The organism is Kitasatospora sp. NPDC051702 (assembly GCF_040681575.1).
Classification (GTDB): Bacteria; Actinomycetota; Actinomycetes; order Streptomycetales; family Streptomycetaceae; genus Kitasatospora.
The window spans coordinates 33375-50352 of the sequence record NZ_JBFAZB010000050.1; the positions used below are offsets into that span (position 1 = coordinate 33375).

Annotated in this window: 14 protein-coding genes and 1 pseudogene; 2 read left to right on the forward strand and 13 right to left on the reverse strand. The window is 73.8% G+C overall.

Translation table 11 applies throughout. The features are described from left to right. Positions 1-126: 126 nt before the first annotated feature. The 8 genes from truB to rimP form a co-directional block, all read right to left on the reverse strand. Positions 127-1056, reverse strand: a complete 930-nt coding sequence (truB, locus tag AB0N04_RS31590; protein ID WP_360214433.1) for a tRNA pseudouridine(55) synthase TruB — start codon at positions 1054-1056, stop codon at positions 127-129. Between the two features lie 34 nt (positions 1057-1090). Continuing rightward, positions 1091-2194, reverse strand: a complete 1104-nt coding sequence (locus AB0N04_RS31595; RefSeq protein WP_360214435.1) for a bifunctional oligoribonuclease/PAP phosphatase NrnA — start codon at positions 2192-2194, stop codon at positions 1091-1093. Positions 2195-2196: 2 nt separating this feature from the next. Next, on the reverse strand, positions 2197-2637 hold the full coding sequence (gene rbfA / locus AB0N04_RS31600; RefSeq protein WP_360214437.1) for a 30S ribosome-binding factor RbfA: 441 nt from the start codon (positions 2635-2637) through the stop codon (positions 2197-2199). Positions 2638-2790: 153 nt separating this feature from the next. Beyond that, on the reverse strand, positions 2791-3087 hold the full coding sequence (locus AB0N04_RS31605) for a DUF503 domain-containing protein (protein ID WP_030289887.1): 297 nt from the start codon (positions 3085-3087) through the stop codon (positions 2791-2793). A 149-nt stretch (positions 3088-3236) separates the two neighbouring features. Further along, entirely contained in the window at positions 3237-6368 is a 3132-nt protein-coding gene (gene infB, locus AB0N04_RS31610; RefSeq protein WP_360214439.1) for a translation initiation factor IF-2, read from the reverse strand. Positions 6369-6609: 241 nt separating this feature from the next. Next, positions 6610-6909: a YlxR family protein gene (locus AB0N04_RS31615; protein WP_360214441.1), complete on the reverse strand. Its 300-nt coding sequence runs from the start codon at positions 6907-6909 to the stop codon at positions 6610-6612. 98 nt (positions 6910-7007) lie between these two features. Further along, positions 7008-8030, reverse strand: coding sequence for a transcription termination factor NusA (gene nusA / locus AB0N04_RS31620; protein ID WP_360214443.1), 1023 nt, complete (start codon positions 8028-8030; stop codon positions 7008-7010). A gap of 54 nt (positions 8031-8084) precedes the next feature. Next, on the reverse strand, positions 8085-8639 hold the full coding sequence (rimP, locus tag AB0N04_RS31625) for a ribosome maturation factor RimP (protein WP_360214445.1): 555 nt from the start codon (positions 8637-8639) through the stop codon (positions 8085-8087). Positions 8640-9634: 995 nt separating this feature from the next. On the opposite strand from rimP, the pseudogene AB0N04_RS31630 reads away from it, so the two are divergent. Together AB0N04_RS31630 and AB0N04_RS31635 are read left to right on the forward strand one after the other, a co-directional pair. Further along, positions 9635-10108: pseudogene (locus AB0N04_RS31630) on the forward strand (ferritin-like domain-containing protein); the annotation flags it as partial. Positions 10109-10237: 129 nt separating this feature from the next. Further along, positions 10238-11161, forward strand: a complete 924-nt coding sequence (locus AB0N04_RS31635) for an aminoglycoside phosphotransferase family protein (protein ID WP_360214447.1) — start codon at positions 10238-10240, stop codon at positions 11159-11161. Between the two features lie 55 nt (positions 11162-11216). Here the strand turns inward: AB0N04_RS31635 and AB0N04_RS31640 are convergent, their stop codons facing one another. The 5 genes from AB0N04_RS31640 to dxr form a co-directional block, all read right to left on the reverse strand. Beyond that, a complete protein-coding gene (locus AB0N04_RS31640; protein ID WP_360214449.1) occupies positions 11217-11777 on the reverse strand; it encodes a GNAT family N-acetyltransferase in 561 nt (186 codons plus the stop codon). A 95-nt stretch (positions 11778-11872) separates the two neighbouring features. Further along, positions 11873-12748: a GNAT family N-acetyltransferase gene (locus AB0N04_RS31645; RefSeq protein ID WP_360214491.1), complete on the reverse strand. Its 876-nt coding sequence runs from the start codon at positions 12746-12748 to the stop codon at positions 11873-11875. A gap of 159 nt (positions 12749-12907) precedes the next feature. After that, the gene (ispG, locus tag AB0N04_RS31650; protein ID WP_360214451.1) at positions 12908-14068 is read right to left on the reverse strand and encodes a flavodoxin-dependent (E)-4-hydroxy-3-methylbut-2-enyl-diphosphate synthase; all 1161 of its coding nucleotides are present in this window, start codon (positions 14066-14068) and stop codon (positions 12908-12910) included. A gap of 143 nt (positions 14069-14211) precedes the next feature. Continuing rightward, a complete protein-coding gene (locus tag AB0N04_RS31655; protein ID WP_360214453.1) occupies positions 14212-15516 on the reverse strand; it encodes a site-2 protease family protein in 1305 nt (434 codons plus the stop codon). Positions 15517-15634: 118 nt separating this feature from the next. Next, positions 15635-16864, reverse strand: a complete 1230-nt coding sequence (dxr, locus tag AB0N04_RS31660) for a 1-deoxy-D-xylulose-5-phosphate reductoisomerase (protein WP_360214455.1) — start codon at positions 16862-16864, stop codon at positions 15635-15637. Between the last annotated feature and the right edge of the window lie 114 nt (positions 16865-16978).

Below are 16978 nucleotides of genomic sequence, written 5' to 3' on the forward strand. Positions count from 1 at the left end.
CGGCGGCGGCCCGACCGCGCCCGCGCCGCTCACCACCGGCGTTCACCTCGCGCGCTCCCCCGCACGAGTGAAACCCCCGCCGGGACGGATCCCTACGGGGGTGACAGCAGGGGCGTGCGGGGCGCGTCAGCCGACGAAGACCGCGACCGGCTTCGCCTGGCCGTCCTTCTCCTCGACCAGCGCGAGGAAGCGCCCGTCCGGCCCGTACACCGCGATCGGCCCGTCCGCGCCGAGCCCGGGCGCCTTCAGCCGGGCGCCGTGCGACAGCTTCTGCGCGGACGCCTCGTCCAGGTCCCAGCGCGGGAACGCGGCCGCGGCGGCCTCGCCGATCGGCAGCACCTCCAGGCCGGTGGCGGCCTCGCCGGTGACGGCGGCCTCCAGCTCCTCCAGCGTGCGCGCCGACTCCACCGCGTAGGGCCCGACCCTGGTGCGCCGCAGCGCGGTCAGGTGCCCGCCGACGCCGAGCCCGGCGCCCAGGTCGCGGGCCAGCGCCCGGATGTACGTGCCGGAGGAGCACTCCACGGTCACGTCCAGGTCGATCACCGGCGTGCCGTCCTCGGCCACCGCCGCGCGCTGCCCGTGCACGGTGAAGGAGTGGATCGTGGTGGGCCGGGCGGCGAGCTCGAACTCCTCGCCCTCGCGCACCCGCGCGTACGAGCGCTTGCCGTCGATCTTGATGGCGCTGACCTTGGACGGGACCTGCATGATCTCGCCGGTCAGCGCCGCGATCCCGGCGTCGATCGCCTCCCGGGTCACCCCGTCGGCCGGGGTGGCGGAGGTGACCTCGCCCTCCCGGTCGTCGGTGACGGTGGTCTGGCCGAGCCGGACGGTCGCCTCGTAGGTCTTGGCGGTCAACATCAGGTGGCCGAGCAGCCGGGTGGCGCGCTCGACGCCGATCACCAGCACGCCGGTGGCCATCGGGTCCAGCGTGCCGGCGTGCCCGACCTTCCGCGTCCCGGCCAGCCACCGCATCTTGGCGACGACCCCGTGCGAGGTGATGCCCTCGGGCTTGTCGACGATCACCAGGCCGTCCGGGCCGGTGCCTTTGCGCTTCATCGGGTTCTTTCTCTCAGGAGCGGTCAAGAGGTGATCAAGGTACCGGCCGCAGCGCGGCCCGGAACCGTTCGACCACCGCGGGCACGTCCTCCCGCGCGCTGAACCCGGCGGCGAAGACGTGCCCCCCGCCGCCCAGCTCGGCACAGGCCGCGGCGACGTCCACCGCGCCCTTGGAACGCGAGGAGCCCCGCAGGGTGCCGTCCGGGTCCTGCTTGAGCACCAGCGCCACCTCCGCCTCGGCGGGGCGGCGCAGGATGTCGATCAGCCCCTCGATCTCCTCGACCGTGACGCTGAACAGCACCAGGTCCTGGTACGGCACCCAGGTCCACACCAGCCCCAGCCCGCCGGCCGCGTCCGGTTCGTAGACGGCCCGGTCGAGCGCGCCCGCGAGCACCTTGAGGTAGCCGAAGGAGGAGGTGTCCCACAGCTGCCGGGAGATCAGGTCGTGCCGGATGCCGGTGGCCAGCAGCCGCCCGGCGAGTTCGTGGGTCGCGGGCGTGGTGGCCCGGTACTTGAACGAGCCGGTGTCGGTGGCGACGCCGGTGTAGAGGCAGGTGGCCAGGTCCTGGTCGAGCTCGACGCCGAGCCGGCGCAGCAGTTCGTCGACCAGCACGGCGGTGGCCGGGGCGGTCGGGTCGATCAGCTGGTGGGTGCCGAAGCCCGGGTTGGAGGCGTGGTGGTCGATCACCACCAGGACGGGCGCGGCGAACGCCTTGTCGTGCAGCAGCCCGAGGCGGCTCTCCGCGGCCACGTCGAAGCAGAGCACCAGCTCGGGGACGTCCGGGACGTCGGCCGCCGGCACGATCAGCTCCTGGCCGGGCAGGAAGGCCAGCGACTCGGGCACGATCTGCGGGTCGTCGCCGAAGGAGACCCGCACCTGCTTGCCGAGCCCGCGCAGCGCCAGCCCCGCCGCCAGCGAGGAGCCCAGCGCGTCGCCGTCCGGGCAGATGTGGCAGATCAGGTCGATCGAGCGCGCCCGCCCGATCTCCGCCACCACCTGCTGCCAGAGCAGCTCGAAGCCGCTCTCCTCGGCGCGCGGCCCCGGAAGCGCCGCGAGGGCACCCTCCACCGTGCTGGTGGAGGACGCCCCCGTGGTCGAACCGGCTCGCGAGGCGGCCTGCGCCGGCTCACCCGCCATGTCTACTCGTCCTCGTCGTCACGCTCGGACGCCGGAACCTTGTACGGGTCCGCGTCGCCGGCGTAGGCCGCCCCCGCGGCGGTGGTGCGCACCGCCGCGTCGATGGCCTTGGCCCGGTCGAGCAGGTCGTCGATGTTCCGGGCGTTGTCCGGCAGCGCGTCCGCGACGAAGGTCAGCGTCGGGGTGAAGCGCACCCCGATCTTGCCGACCTCGGAGCGGATCACGCCCTTGGCGCTCTCCAGCGCGGCGGCCGTGGCCTCGCGCTCGGTCTCGTCACCGAAGACGGTGTAGAAGACGGTGGCCTCGCGCAGGTCGCCGGTCACCCTGGTGTCGGTGATGGTCACGAACCCCAGTCGCGGGTCCTTGATCCGTCGTTCCAGGGTCTGGGCGACGACCACCTGGATGCGGTCGGCGAGCTTGCGCGCCCTTGCGGTGTCGGTCACGTTGCCTCCTCGTGCAGTGGGCCCGGTACCCGGGTGAGCTGCGCACCCGTCGGGGCCCACGCCCCAAAGTACCGGCCCGCGCCCGGCCTTGCGGGCGCTCCGGGTCCTGATCTGTGTGAGAACGGCGACTTCCGCCGACCGCCTCCACAGCTCTCATTCGTCGTCGTCGTTGTGGTAGCGCCTCCTCGCGGAGAGGAGCTGCACCTCGGGGCGGCCGGCGACCAACCGCTCACAGCTGTCCAGGACCTCGGTGACGTACCCGGCTTCGCCGGACACCACCGCCAGGCCGATCTCGGCCCTGCGGTGCAGGTCCTGGTTCCCGGTCTCGGCAGCGCACACGCTGTACTTGCGCTGCAGTTCGGCCACGATGGGCCGCACGATCGAACGCTTCTCCTTGAGCGAGTGGACGTCGCCCAGCAGCAGGTCGAAGGTGAGTGTTCCCACGAACATGTGTGACAGGTCTAGCCGACCTGAAGGCCTCGGGGGCACCGCCCGGAACCGGGCCGGTGCTTCGTCGTTCGACTACCGGGACCCTACACAGCGAGACCGGGGCCGGTCGACGGAAATACCACCCGTCGACCGGCCCCGGATTCCACCGACTACGAGCGCGGCTTCTCGCGCATCTCGTAGGTCTCGATGACGTCGTCGACCTTGATGTCGTTGAACGACCCCAGGGTGACACCGGCCTCGAAGCCCTCGCGGACCTCGGTCGCGTCGTCCTTGAAGCGGCGCAGACCCTCGATGGTGAGGCTCTCCGCCACGACCTTGCCGTCGCGGATGAGGCGGGCCTTGGCGTTGCGGCGCAGCAGGCCCTCGCGGACCAGCACACCGGCGATGTTGCCGAACTTGGAGGAGCGGAACACCTCGCGGATCTCCGCGGAGCCGAGGCGGACCTCCTCGTACTCCGGCTTGAGCATGCCCTTGAGGGCGTTCTCGATCTCCTCGATCGCCTGGTAGATGACCGAGTAGTACCGGACGTCCACGCCTTCCTTGTCGGCCGCGGTGCGCGCACGGCCTTCGGCGCGCACGTTGAAGCCGATGATGATGGCGTCCGAGCCCATCGCCAGGTCCACGTCGGACTCGGTGATGGCACCCACACCGCGGTGCAGGACCCGGAGCTCGACCTCCTCGCCCACGTCCAGCTTGACGAGGGCGTCCTCGAGGGCCTCGACCGAACCGGAGACGTCACCCTTGATGATGAGGTTGAGCTGCTCGATGGAGCCGGCGGCGATGGCCTTGTCCAGGTCCTCCAGGGACACCCGGACCCGACGCTGCGCGAAGGCGGCGTTGCGGTCGCGGGCCGAGCGCTTCTCGGCGATCTGGCGGGCGGTGCGGTCCTCGTCGACGACGATGAAGCTGTCGCCGGCGCGGGGCACCGAGGTCAGACCGAGCAGCAGCACCGGGCGGGACGGGCCGGCCTCGGAGAGGCTGTTGCCGTTCTCGTCCAGCATCGCGCGGACGCGGCCGTAGGCGTCGCCCACGACGATCGAGTCGCCGACGCGGAGGGTACCGCGCTGCACGAGCACGGTCGCCATGGCGCCGCGGCCCTTGTCGAGGTGGGCCTCGATGGCGATGCCCTGCGCGTCCTGGTCGGGGTTGGCCCGCAGGTCGAGCGAGGCGTCCGCGGTGAGGACCACGGCCTCCAGCAGCTGGTCGATGTGCAGACCCTGGCGCGCGGAGATGTCGACGAACATGGTGTCGCCGCCGTACTCCTCGGCCACCAGACCGAACTCGGTCAGCTGACCGCGGACCTTGGTCGGGTCGGCGCCCTCGACGTCGATCTTGTTGACGGCGACCACGATCGGCACGCCGGCGGCCTTGGCGTGGTTCAGCGCCTCGACCGTCTGCGGCATGACGCCGTCGTTGGCCGCGACCACCAGGATCGCGATGTCGGTGGACTTGGCACCACGGGCACGCATGGCGGAGAACGCCTCGTGACCCGGGGTGTCGAGGAAGGTGATCGGGCGCTGCTCGCCGTTCACCTCGGTGACGACCTGGTAGGCACCGATGTGCTGGGTGATGCCACCGGCCTCGCCGGCCACCACGTTGGACTTGCGGATCGCGTCCAGCAGTCGGGTCTTACCGTGGTCGACGTGACCCATGACGGTGACGACCGGCGGACGCGGGGCCAGCTGGTCCTCGTCGCCCTCGTTGGCGCCGAAGTCGATGTCGAACGACTCCAGCAGCTCGCGGTCCTCGTCGTCCCGGCTGACGATCTCCAGGACGAAGCCCATCTCGCCGGCCAGCAGCTCGAGGGTCGCGTCGGAGACCGACTGGGTCGCGGTGACCATCTCACCGAGGTTGAACATCACCGAGACGAGCGCGGCCGGGTTGGCGTTGATCTTCTCGGCGAAGTCCGTCAGGGACGCACCGCGCGACAGACGGACCGTCTGGCCGTTGCCGCGGGGCAGCATCACACCGCCGACGGACGGGGCCTGCATGGCCTCGTACTCCTGGCGCTTCGCCCGCTTCGACTTGCGACCGCGCGCCGGGCGACCGCCCGGGCCACGACCGAAGGCACCCTGCGTGCCACCACGGGCACCCGGGCCGCCCGGACGGCCGCTGAAGCCACCGGGACGCGGACCGAAACCGCCGCCGCCACCCGGGGCACCGCCACCGGGACGCGGGCCGCCGAAGCCGCCGCCACCGGCCGGGCGCGAGCCCGGACCGGCCGGACGGCCCTGGAAGCCGGGACGCGCGCCGCCCGGAGCACCCGGACGACCGCCGGGGCCACCGGGGCCACGACCGCCGGGGCCCGGACGCGGGCCGGGAGCCGGACGCTGCGGCATCATGCCCGGGTTCGGGCGCGGCATGCCGGACGGGGTCGGGCCGCCGGGACGCGGCGCGGCCGGACGCGGCATGCCGTCGGGACGCGGAGCACCACCCGGACGGGGGGCACCGGCACCCGGAGCACCCTGGCCACCCGGACGCGGACGGTCGCCGCCCGGACGCGGGGCACCACCGGGACGCGGCGCACCGGCACCCGGCGCACCGGCCGGACGCGGGGCACCGGCACCCTGGGCACCGGCCGGACGCGGACGGTCGCCGCCCGGACGCGGACGGTCGCCGCCCTGGGCGCCCTGACCGGCCGGACGCGCACCCGGCGCGCCGGGACGGCGGTCGCCGGGGCGGGCCATGCCGGTGGCGCTGCCCGAGGTGAACGGGTTGTTGCCCGGACGCGGGCCGGCCGGACGCGGGCCCGGACGGGCGCCGCCGCCGGCGGCGGGACCGGCCGGACGCGCGGCCGGGGCGGCCGGACGCTGCGCCTGGGTCTCACCGGCGGGAGCCGGCGAGGAGAACTCGGCCGCGGGCGCGGCCGGGGCCGCCGGGGCGGCGGGACGCGCCGCCGGGCGCGGGCCCGGGGTCGGTCCGGCCGGCTTCGCGGCGGGGGCGGCCGGAGCGGCGGGAGCCGCGGCGGCCGGGGTCGGACGGGGACCGGGGGTCGCGCTGGGGCGCGGACCCGGGGTCGGAGCACCCGGCTTGGGTGCACCCGCGGCGGCAGAGCCGCCGGCGGGCTGGGGCGCCGCGGTCTTCCGCGGGCCCGGCTTGGCAGCGGAGCCACCACCGGTGGGGGCAACGCCAAGCGCGTCAGTCAGCTTGCGCACGACCGGCGCCTCGATCGTCGAGGACGCCGAACGGACGAACTCACCGAGCTCGGTCAGCTTGGCCATGACGGCCTTGCTCTCCAAGCCAAGCTCCTTGGCGAGTTCGTAAACCCGGACCTTAGCCACTTCACTCCTGTCTATGAGTCCGGGGTGTCTCGTCCGCCGGACCGTCGCTACTTCATGGGCGTACCCATCGCGTACTCATCGCGTACTCATCGAGTGCTCATCGCAATCTCGACCTACTTCCACATCGCGAGGTACCTGACTGGTGGCACGGCGCGCGGCTGCCCGCGCACTGTGCTTGTTGCGGTGGTTCTTCCGCCGCCTGAGCTGAGCGGCGGTCGTTGCGGGCGGCCGCACCGGGCGCTCAGGGCGCCGGGGTGTCGCCGGTCCGCTCCTCGATGAACCCGCGGAGCCGCTCCGTGTCGAGCGCGCCCTGGAGCCGGAAGGCCCGGGGGAACGCCCTACGGCGGACCGCGAGGTCGAGGCAGGCCGGATCGGGGTGCAGGTGCGCGCCCCGGCCCGGCAGTGCGCCACGGGGATCGGGGACGCAGACGCCCTCGACCGCCGTGACACGCAACAGCTGGTGCTTGGCCGCTCGCTTGCGGCAGCCCACGCAGGTGCGTTCCGGGCGTGCTCGGACGTGCGTCCGGCCAGACGAAGGCAAGTCTACCCCTCCGAAGGGACATGGCGCCGCCCCGCCGATCCCGCCCGGACCGGCGAAGCGTCTAGGACAACACTGACGACCGGGTGGATGCCACCCGATTACGACCGGCCGTGACCGCCCTCGGGGCGGTCGCCGTCCTCCGGCTGCCCCTCGGTGTCCGGCCGGATGTCGATCCGCCAGCCGGTGAGACGGGCGGCGAGGCGGGCGTTCTGCCCCTCCTTGCCGATCGCCAGCGACAGCTGGTAGTCGGGCACGATCACCCGTGCGGAGCGCTGGGCGGCGTCGACGATCTCCACGCTGGTCACCCGCGCGGGGGACAGCGCCGCGGCGACCATCTCGCGGGGGTCCTCGGACCAGTCCACGATGTCGATCTTCTCGCCGTGCAGCTCGCCCATCACCGCGCGCACCCGGCTGCCCATCGGGCCGATGCAGGCGCCCTTGGCGTTCAGCCCGGCCCGGCGCGACCAGACCGCGATCTTGGTGCGGTGGCCGGCCTCGCGGGCGATGGCGGCGATCTCCACGCTGCCGTCCGCGATCTCCGGGACCTCCAGCGCGAACAGCTTCTTCACCAGGCTCGGGTGCGTGCGCGACAGCGTGACCGAGGCCCCTCGGACACCGCGGCGCACCGCGACCACGTAGCACTTCAGACGGGTGCCGTGCCGGTAGTCCTCGCCCGGGACCTGCTCCTGCGGCGGCAGGATGGCCTCCAGCTTGCCGATGTCGACCAGCACGTTCTTCGGGTCGTTGCCCTGCTGGACGACACCGGTGACGATGTCGCCCTCCTTGCCCGCGTACTCGCCGAAGGTCTGGTCGTCCGCGGCGTCGCGCAGCCGCTGCATCATGACCTGGATGCCGATGCTGGACGCGATCCGGCCGAAGCCGTTCGGGGTGTCGTCGAACTCCTTCGGCTCGACGCCCTCGTCCAGCTCCGCCGGGTCCTCCGTCGCCCACACGGTGACGTGGCCGGACTTGCGGTCCAGGTGCACCCGGGCGCGGCGGCGCGAGCCCTCGGTGCGGTGGTACGCGGTGAGGAGGGCGGACTCGATGGACTCGACCAGCAGGTCGAAGGGGATGTTCTTCTCGTTGACCAGCGTGCGCAGGGCACTCATGTCGATGTCCACGGCTACGCCTCCTCGTCTTTCGTCACGTTCGTCATGGTCCAGGCGGTGCGCAGGTCACTCCGCACCGTCGTCCCCCTCCTCGGAGGCGTCGCCGTCCGCGAAGTCCGCGGTCTCGTCGAGGAGCTGCTCGTCCTTGCGGTTGAACTCGACCTGCACGCGCGCCCGGTCCACCTCGGCGTACTCCAGCCGACGCTCCTTCGGGCGGCCGCGGCCCTTCACCGGCTGCACCTCGACCAGCGCGCCGTCCTCGTCGGCCTCCAGCACCCGGGCGACGATCTCCCCGCCGTCGACCAGGTGGATCGCGGCCAGCCGGCCCTGGGCCCGCTGCCAGTGCCGGGGCAGGAGCAGCGGACGCTCGGCGCCCGGCGAACCCACCTCCAGCAGGTAGGCCTCGTCACCCATCAGGTCCGACTCGTCCAGGGCCTCGCCGACCACCCGGCTGAACTCGGCGATGGTGTCCATGTCCACGCCGCCGTCGGTGTCGACGTCGATCTGCACCTGCCGGCGGTTGCCCGCCCGGGTGACCTTGACGTCCTCCAGGTCCAGACCGGCCTGCGCGGCCAGCGGCTCCAGCAACGCGCGCAGCCGGTCGGTGTGGGTGGTGCTCATCCGGGTGGACTCCTCGGCCGCGTCTGCTGTTGTCAGAAGGTCGCGCCGCGACCCCGGCGCCGGGGTACGGCGCGCACCGGGTCACGGCAGCTCGGCCCAAAGCCTAGCCGGTGAAGCCGCCAACCACCGATTCCGGACCACCCCCGACCGGTCGCACGCCACCCACTGCGAGCAAGCTCACACCGGTCCGGACAGGCCTTCGTGATCCGAATCAGTGCCCGGAAACATGGGGATTCTGTAATCATTCACGCCTACGAGGGCAGACGGGGAGTCCGTCCTCCCGTACACGCCCCGGAGTGACACCGATGCAGCCGCCCAGCCGACGGACCCTCCTGGCCCTCGGACTGCTCCTCCTCGCCACCGCCTGCACGGGCGGACACGGCGGCAACGGCGCGGCGCCCGGCGACCGCGGCACCGCCCCCAACCCCGACGAGCCGGTCATCCTGCGCGCCGTCGCCGCCACGGACACCCTGCTCACCGGCTACGACACCCTGCTCGCCACCCCGGCCGGGGCCGCGGACAAGGACCTGGCGGCGCTGCGCGCCGAGGTCGTCCGGCACCGGGCCGCCCTCGCCCACGACCTGCCCGCCGCCTCCGTCCCGCCCGCGCCGGGCGCCGCCCCGGCCACCTCCGGCAGCGCGAGCACGGCCCCCGGCCCGACCGCGACCCCGCCGGCCACCGCCGTCGGCACCCCCGCCGCGCTGGCCGCCCTGGAACGCCAGACCGCCCGGACCCGGCTCGCCGACCTGGCCGCAGCCCGCCCGCCGCTGGCCCGGATCCTGGCCTCGATCGCCACCTCCGACGTGCTGCACGCCGTCGCGCTCGGCGACAACACCCCGCTGGTCACCCCGCCGCCCGCCCCGACCGCCGCGCCCACCGGCACCCCGTCCGGCCCGGCCGCCCCCGGCTCCGCCGAACCGTCCGGCTCCCCCTCGCCGGCCGCCGCCCCGCCCACCACCGCCACCAGCCCGGCCGCCACCGCCCCACCCGGCGCCGTCGCCGCCCTCCAGGGCGCCCTCGGCGCCGAGCACGCCGCCGTCTACGGCTACGGCGTGGTCGGCGCCCGGCTCCCCGACGACCAGCAGCGCGCCGACGCCCGCACCGCCTACGCCGCGCACGAGGCCCGCCGGGACGCCTGGCAGCGGCTGGTCGGTTCGCTCGGCGCCACCCCCTCCGCCGCCGCGGCCGGCTACCAGCTCCCGTTCGCCGTCACCGACGCGGCCGCCGCCGGCCGGCTCGCCGCCCACCTGGAGACCCGGCTCACCACGGTGTACGCCGACCTGGTCTCCGCCGTCCCCGGGCCGGAGCGCACCGCCGCCGCCGACGCGCTGCGCGAGTGCGCCCTCCGGGCCCACCGCTGGGGCGCCCCCGACCAGGCCTTCCCCGGCATCCCCGACACACCCCCCGGCCCGTCCCCGTCAGCCCCGGCGACCGCCTCCGCCCCGGCCACCGCAGGCAGCACGGGCTGAGCGCCCCGCCCGCCCTGCCCCCGCACTGACCCGTGCCACCGACCACGCGGCACTGACCTGCGAGTTCACCCGCATGACCGACAATGGACGGAGCAGTACCCACGGGGGAGCGTCAACCGGAAGGCCGGCATGTCGGGAGCAGCAGCACAGATCACCGTCCCCACCTGGCTGGCCCGCGGCGTCACCGCGGGCGAGGGCGACCGGGGCCGGCAGTGGCTGGCGGGCCTCCCCACCGCGGTGGCCGCCCACCTCGCCCGCTGGGACCTCACCCTGGAACGGGTGCTCGACCCGGGCGGCAGCCTGAGCCTGGTCGCCTACGTCCACCGCGACGACCTCTCCCCCGCCGTCCTCAAGGCCGGCCTGCGCACCCACGAGACCGCCCACGAACACGCCGCCCTGTCCCACTGGGCCGGCCGCGGCGCGGTGCTGCTGCTGGACGCGGACCCGGCCGAGGGCGTCCTGCTCCTGGAACGGCTGCACGGCGACATCCCGCTGCGCTCGCTGGCGGAGGCGAAGGCCATGCTGGAGGCGACCAGCCTGCTGCACCGGCTCTGGACCCCCCTGCCCGAGGGGCACCCCTTCGCCACCCTCGCCGAGCGGGCCGCCGACACCGCGCAGCGGCTGGAGCGGCACCGCACGCTGCCCGGCGCGGCCGAGGCGCAGCCCCTCGTCACGGAGGCCCTGGAGACGGCCCGCGCGCTCACCGGGTCCGCGGCCGAGACCTTCCTCCTGCACGGGGACTTCCACCACGGCAACGTGCTCGCCGCCGACCGGGCGCCCTGGCTGGCGATCGACCCGCGCCCGCTGGCCGGGGAACGCGCCTACGACCTGGCCCGGCTCGCCCTGGAACGCGCGGACACCCTGATCGGCTCCCCCGGCGCGCCCGCGGCCGTCCGCCGCCGGCTGCACCAGCTCGCCGACGCCCTGGACGTCGACCGGGAGCGGCTGCGCGGGTGGACCCTGTTCCGCTCCGTCGACCTCGGCCTGCGCGCCCTGGCCGCCGGCCGCCACGAGGACGCCGAACTGCACCTGGAGTTCGCCGGGCAGCTCTGAAGCCGCGCCGCCGGCACCCGCCGGCCCCGGAATCCGCCCGGTCGCCGGGCGGCGGTCAGAACCGCCCGGACGGCCCGGGCCCCCGCAGCGGCAGCCGCGCCCCCATCACCGCGTACAGCCGGTCGGTGGCCGGGAACCGCACCGCGCGGGCCAGGTCCTGGTACCCCAGCGCGCGGTAGAGCCGCCGGGCCGGGGTCTCCGCGTCGATCGCGGAGAGGATGCTGCGGTCCAGGCCGGAACGGTCGCAGAGGGCCCGGATCAGCCGCGAGCCCACGCCCTGCCCCTGGAAGTCGGGGAGCACGTGCAGCTCGGTGACGGCGAACACGCCGTCCAGCCAGTCCCCGTGGCCGCGCGCGGTCAGGTACGGCTCGATCACCGTGCTCCACCAGTGCTCGCGCTGGTTGGGCATGCCGTAGCCGAACCCGACCAGCCGGCCGCCGCTCATCGCCCCGAAGGCGACCACCCCGGGCTGGCGGGCGTGCCGGCCCACGATGTGCAGCCGTACCGCGACCTCCTCGGGGGTGAGCCCGAAGGCCACGGCCTGGACCTCCAGCGCCGTCGGCGCCCAGGCCGCAAGGTCGATGGCCTCGATCGTCACCCCGGTCAGCTGATCCATGCTCCGGACGTTACTACCCGCGCGGCCGTGGCGCGGGCGAAGATCGGAACCGGACCGCGCGGGACCGGACCGGACCGCCGGCCCCGCGGAAGGGCTCAGAACAGCACGCTCATGAACGCCCCGACCTCGCGGAACCCCACCCGCCGGTAGGCGGCCCGGGCGCGCAGGTTGAAGTCGTTGACGTACAGCGAGACCACCGGCGCGACCTCGCGCAACGCGATGCCGAGGACGGCGGCCATGCCGGTCTCGGAGAGCCCCTGGCCACGGTGCTCGGGCGCCACCCAGACACCCTGGATCTGGCAGGCGCCCTCGGTGACGGCGCCGATCTCGGCCTTGAAGACGACCCGGCCGTCCTCCCCGAAGCGTGCGAACGACCGTCCGGTGGAGACCAGTTCGGCGACCCTGGCCTGGTAGAGCAGGCCCCCGTCGCCGGCCAGCGGGGAGACCCCGACCTCCTCCGTGAACATGGCGACGCAGGCCGGCATCAGCGCCTCGACCTCGTTGCGCCGCACCCGCCGCACCAGCGGGTCCGGGGCGATCTCGGCCGAGGGCGCGGTGGTGGCCAGCAGCGGCTGGTGGGCGCGGACGTCGCGGGCCGGGCCCCAGCTGCGCTCCAGCAGCGCCCAGAAGGCCGCGGTGGACTCCGCCGGCCCGACGATCGAGGAACAGCGCCGGCCCTGTCGGCGGGCCCGCTCGGCGAAGGAGGCCACGGCCTCGGGCCCGGCGTTGACCAGGACGAGGTTGGCCCCGGCGTAGCAGAGCGCGGCCAGCGCGCCGTCCCCGTCGTACCAGCCCCACATCTCGCCGCCGAGCCGCCAGGGGTCGAGACCCACCGCCTCGACCCGGGTGGCGACGAACGCGTTGGCGACCGGGTCGCGGTGGAGGATCTCCAGGGCGTCCGCCAGGTCCGGGGGCTCCAGCACGCGGGTGGTGGCCAGGGCGCGCGCGGCCTGGAACGAGCTGGGGAGCATCACACCTCGATCGAGCATCGAGACAGCACCTCACTGAGACGACTCTGGCCGCACCCTACTCCGTGGCCCCACCCGGCTACGGCCGCGGGGCCGTCCGCGCACGGACGGCCCCGCTTCCGGAAGAACAGCGCGCGGCGGACCCGCGCGGACCCCACCTGCTCAGTCGGCGGCGACGACGGTCGGCGCACCGGCCTCGACGCCCTCCTCCTGCATCTGCTCGGCGAGCTTGAGGGCCTCCTCGATCAGGGTCTCGACGATCTTCGACTCGGGGACGGTCTTGATGACCTCGCCCTTGACGAAGATCTGGCCCTTGCCGTTGCCGGAGGCGACACCGAGGTCGGCCTCGCGGGCCTCGCCGGGGCCGTTGACGACGCAGCCCATGACGGCGACGCGCAGCGGCACCTCCATGCCCTCCAGGCCGGCGGTGACCTCCTCGGCGAGCTTGTAGACGTCGACCTGGGCGCGGCCGCAGGACGGGCAGGAGACGATCTCCAGGCCGCGCTGGCGCAGGTTCAGCGACTCCAGGATCTGGATGCCGACCTTGATCTCCTCGGCCGGCGGCGCGGAGAGCGAGACCCGGATGGTGTCGCCGATGCCCTCGGCGAGCAGCGCGCCGAAGGCGACGGCGGACTTGATGGTGCCCTGGAAGGCGGGGCCGGCCTCGGTGACGCCCAGGTGCAGCGGGTAGTCGCAGGCGGCGGCGAGCTGGCGGTAGGCCTGGATCATCACGACCGGGTCGTTGTGCTTGACCGAGATCTTGATGTCGCGGAAGTCGTGCTCCTCGAACAGCGAGCACTCCCAGAGCGCCGACTCGACCAGGGCCTCGGGGGTGGCCTTGCCGTACTTCTCCAGCAGGCGCTTGTCGAGCGAGCCGGCGTTGACGCCGATCCGGATCGGGACGCCGGCGTCCTTGGCCGCCTTGGCGATCTCGCCGACCTTGTCGTCGAAGGCCTTGATGTTGCCGGGGTTGACGCGGACCGCGGCGCAGCCGGCGTCGATCGCGGCGAACACGTACTTCGGCTGGAAGTGGATGTCCGCGATCACCGGGATCTGGGACTTCCTGGCGATGATCGGCAGCGCGTCGGCGTCGTCCTGGGAGGGGACGGCCACCCGGACGATCTGGCAGCCGGACGCGGTGAGCTGGGCGATCTGCTGCAGCGTGGCGTTGATGTCCGAGGTGACGGTGGTGGTCATCGACTGCACCGAGACCGGGGCGTCGCCGCCGACCGGGACGTTGCCGACCATGATCTGCCGGGATACGCGGCGCTTGGCCAGCGGCTTGAGCGGCAGGGACGGAATACCGAGCGAGATCGCGGTCATGTGCGCAGGGTTCCCCGGGGTTGAGGTGTGGTCGTCCGCCCCGCCGTCGGGACGGCGGAGGCCGGGCGCGCCTCGATCGCGCACCCGGCCTCCACGGTACGGCACGGCGCAGGGGCCCAGCACACCCGCCGTACCCGAACGCCCTAGCCGATCTTCACCGGGTTCACCAGGTCGGCGACCATCACGAGCAGGGTGAAGCCGATGAAGATGCTGGCCACGACGTAGGCGACCGGCATCAGCTTGGCGACGTCGAACGGTCCCGGATCGGGCCGGCGGAACATCCGTGCGAGCCGTCGGCGGACCGCCTCCCAGGCCGCACCGGCGATGTGACCGCCGTCCAGCGGCAGCAGCGGCAGCATGTTGAACAGGAACAGCGACAGGTTGATGCCCGCCAGCAGGTTGACGAACATCGCCACCCGCTGTTCGGCGGGGAGGTCCAGGTTGGCCAGCTCGCCGCTGACCCGGGCCGCGCCGACCATGCCGATCGGGGAGTCCGGATCGCGCGGGGCGTCACCGACGACCGCGTTCCACAGACCGGGGATCTTCCCGGGCAGGGCGGCCAGCGACTTCACGCCGCCCTCGGCCATGTCGTACATCCGGTCGACGGACTGCCCGAAGCCCAGCCGCACGACCCCCTGGCCGGGGGTGAACCCGAGGAAGCCCGCCTGGACGGTCTGCCCCTTGAGGGGGAGGCCCCGGTCGTCGTACTTCTGCACGTCGTTGACGGCGATGACGGGCGACAGGGTGAGCTGCTGCCCGTCCCGCTGGACGACGATGTCCACCTTCTGCCCGGCCGACCTGCGGATGTCCGCCTGGAGCTGGTCGTAGTCGTGGATCCGGTCGCCGCCGAAGGAGAGGACCTTGTCCCCCTGCCGCAGGCCGACCTCGTTGGCCGGGGTCTTGGGCGCGTCGGCGGGGCACACGTCGGTGGGCTGACCGGCCTTGACGACGCACTGCGCGACCGAACCGATGGTCGGGATCGCGGTCTTGACGCCGAAGCCCATCATGACCGTCAGGAACAGGCCGAAGGCCAGCACCAGGTTCATGAACGGCCCGGCGAACATGACGATGATCCGCTTCCACGGCTTGCGGGTGTAGAACAGCCGCTGCTCGTCGCCCTCCTGGAGCTCCTCGTAGGAGGCCTCCCGGGCGTCCTCGATCATCGTGCGCCAGGGCGAGCTGCTGCGCTTGGTGATCCGGCCGTCCTCGCCGGGCGGGAACATCCCGATCATCCGGATGTAGCCGCCCAGCGGGATCGCCTTGAAGCCGTACTCGGTCTCGCCCTTCCTCCGCGACCAGACCGTCGGACCGAAGCCGACCATGTACTGCGGCACCCGGATGCCGAACAGCTTGGCCGTGGACAGGTGGCCCAGCTCGTGCCAGGCGATCGAGATCAGCAACCCGACCACGAAGACCAGGATGCCGACCACCCACATCACCGTTGCCACCGCTGCTCCTCCGTCATGCCGCTCCGCTCTTCGTCTTGTCTTACCGCAGTCGCGCCCGTGCCGGTACCGGCACGGGCCCACCCGGGCGGGCGCGACCCGGACCGCCGGACCGCCGCCGTCAGCCCGCCGCGAGCTCGCGGGCCCGGGCGCGGGCCCAGTCCTCCGCGTGCAGGACGTCCTCGACCGTCAGGGAAGTTCCCGACCCGGGCGTCCCGTGCTCCGCGACGACCTTGGCAACAGTGTCCACGATCCCCGTGAAGGCCAGGCGGCCCTTCAGGAAGGCCTCCACGCACTCCTCGTTGGCCGCGTTGAACACCGCGGGCGCCGTCCCGCCCAGCGTGCCGACCTCGCGGGCCAGCTCCACCGCCGGGAAGGCCTCGTCGTCCAGCGGGAAGAACTCCCAGGTCGCGGCCTTGGTCCAGTCGCAGCCGGGGGCCGCGTCCGGCACCCGGTCCGGCCAGCCCATGCCCAGCGCGATCGGCATCCGCATGTCCGGCGGGCTGGCCTGCGCCAGCGTCGAACCGTCGGTGAACTCCACCATCGAGTGCACCACCGACTGCGGATGGACCACGACCTCGATCCGGTCGAAGGGCACGTCGTACAGCAGGTGCGCCTCGATCACCTCCAGGCCCTTGTTGACCAGGGTGGCCGAGTTGATCGTCACCACCGGGCCCATCGCCCAGGTCGGGTGCGCCAGCGCCTCCTGCGGGGTCACCCCGGCCAGCTGCTCGCGGCTGCGGGTGCGGAACGGGCCGCCGCTGGCCGTCACCACCAGCTTGCGGACCTCGGCGCGGGTGCCGCCGGCCAGCGCCTGGAACAGCGCGGCGTGCTCGGAGTCCACCGGGACGATCTGCCCCGGCCTCGCCACCGCCTTCACCAGCGGGCCGCCCACGATCAGCGACTCCTTGTTGGCCAGCACCAGCACCCGGCCCGCCGCCAGCGCGGCCAGCGTCGGGCGCAGACCGATCGAGCCGGTGATGCCGTTCAGCACCGAGTGGCACTCCACGGCGGCCAGCTCGGTCGCCGCGTCCGGGCCCGCCAGCACGGTCGGCAGCGGCGCACCCGCCGCCTTCGCGGTCAGCGCCGCGCGCAGCGCCGGCTCCGCGGCCGGGTCCGCGACCGCCACCGTGTGCACGCCCAGCCGCAGCGCCTGCTCGGCCAGCAGCTCCACCCGGCCGCCGGCCGCCGACAGGGCGACCACCCGGAAGCGGTCCGGGTTGCGGAGCACCACGTCGATGGCCTGGGTGCCGATCGACCCGGTGGAACCGAGGATCACCAGCTCCCGGGGGCCGGAGGGGTCCTGCACGGTGGGCGTGAAGCGCAGCTGCGGGTGGGCGAGCGAAGTCATGCGCCCATTGTGTCCTGCCCCGGGCCCTGCCCAGGCCGCGTCCGGCGGATCCGCGCCCCCGGGGCGCTCCCCGACCGGACCGCACTCCCCCGCCCTCCCGCGGGACGGCGCCTC

Excerpts from the sequence above, each read along its gene's own strand:
- truB (WP_360214433.1), bottom strand. The coding sequence starts at position 1,056 with ATGAAGCGCAAAGGCACCGGCCCGGACGGCCTGGTGATCGTCGACAAG.
- AB0N04_RS31595 (WP_360214435.1), bottom strand. The coding sequence starts at position 2,194 with ATGGCGGGTGAGCCGGCGCAGGCCGCCTCGCGAGCCGGTTCGACCACG.
- AB0N04_RS31605 (WP_030289887.1), bottom strand. The coding sequence starts at position 3,087 with ATGTTCGTGGGAACACTCACCTTCGACCTGCTGCTGGGCGACGTCCAC.
- rimP (WP_360214445.1), bottom strand. The coding sequence starts at position 8,639 with ATGAGCACCACCCACACCGACCGGCTGCGCGCGTTGCTGGAGCCGCTG.
- AB0N04_RS31635 (WP_360214447.1), top strand. The coding sequence starts at position 10,238 with ATGTCGGGAGCAGCAGCACAGATCACCGTCCCCACCTGGCTGGCCCGC.
- AB0N04_RS31640 (WP_360214449.1), bottom strand. The coding sequence starts at position 11,777 with ATGGATCAGCTGACCGGGGTGACGATCGAGGCCATCGACCTTGCGGCC.
- AB0N04_RS31645 (WP_360214491.1), bottom strand. The coding sequence starts at position 12,748 with ATGCTCCCCAGCTCGTTCCAGGCCGCGCGCGCCCTGGCCACCACCCGC.
- ispG (WP_360214451.1), bottom strand. The coding sequence starts at position 14,068 with ATGACCGCGATCTCGCTCGGTATTCCGTCCCTGCCGCTCAAGCCGCTG.
- dxr (WP_360214455.1), bottom strand. The coding sequence starts at position 16,864 with ATGACTTCGCTCGCCCACCCGCAGCTGCGCTTCACGCCCACCGTGCAG.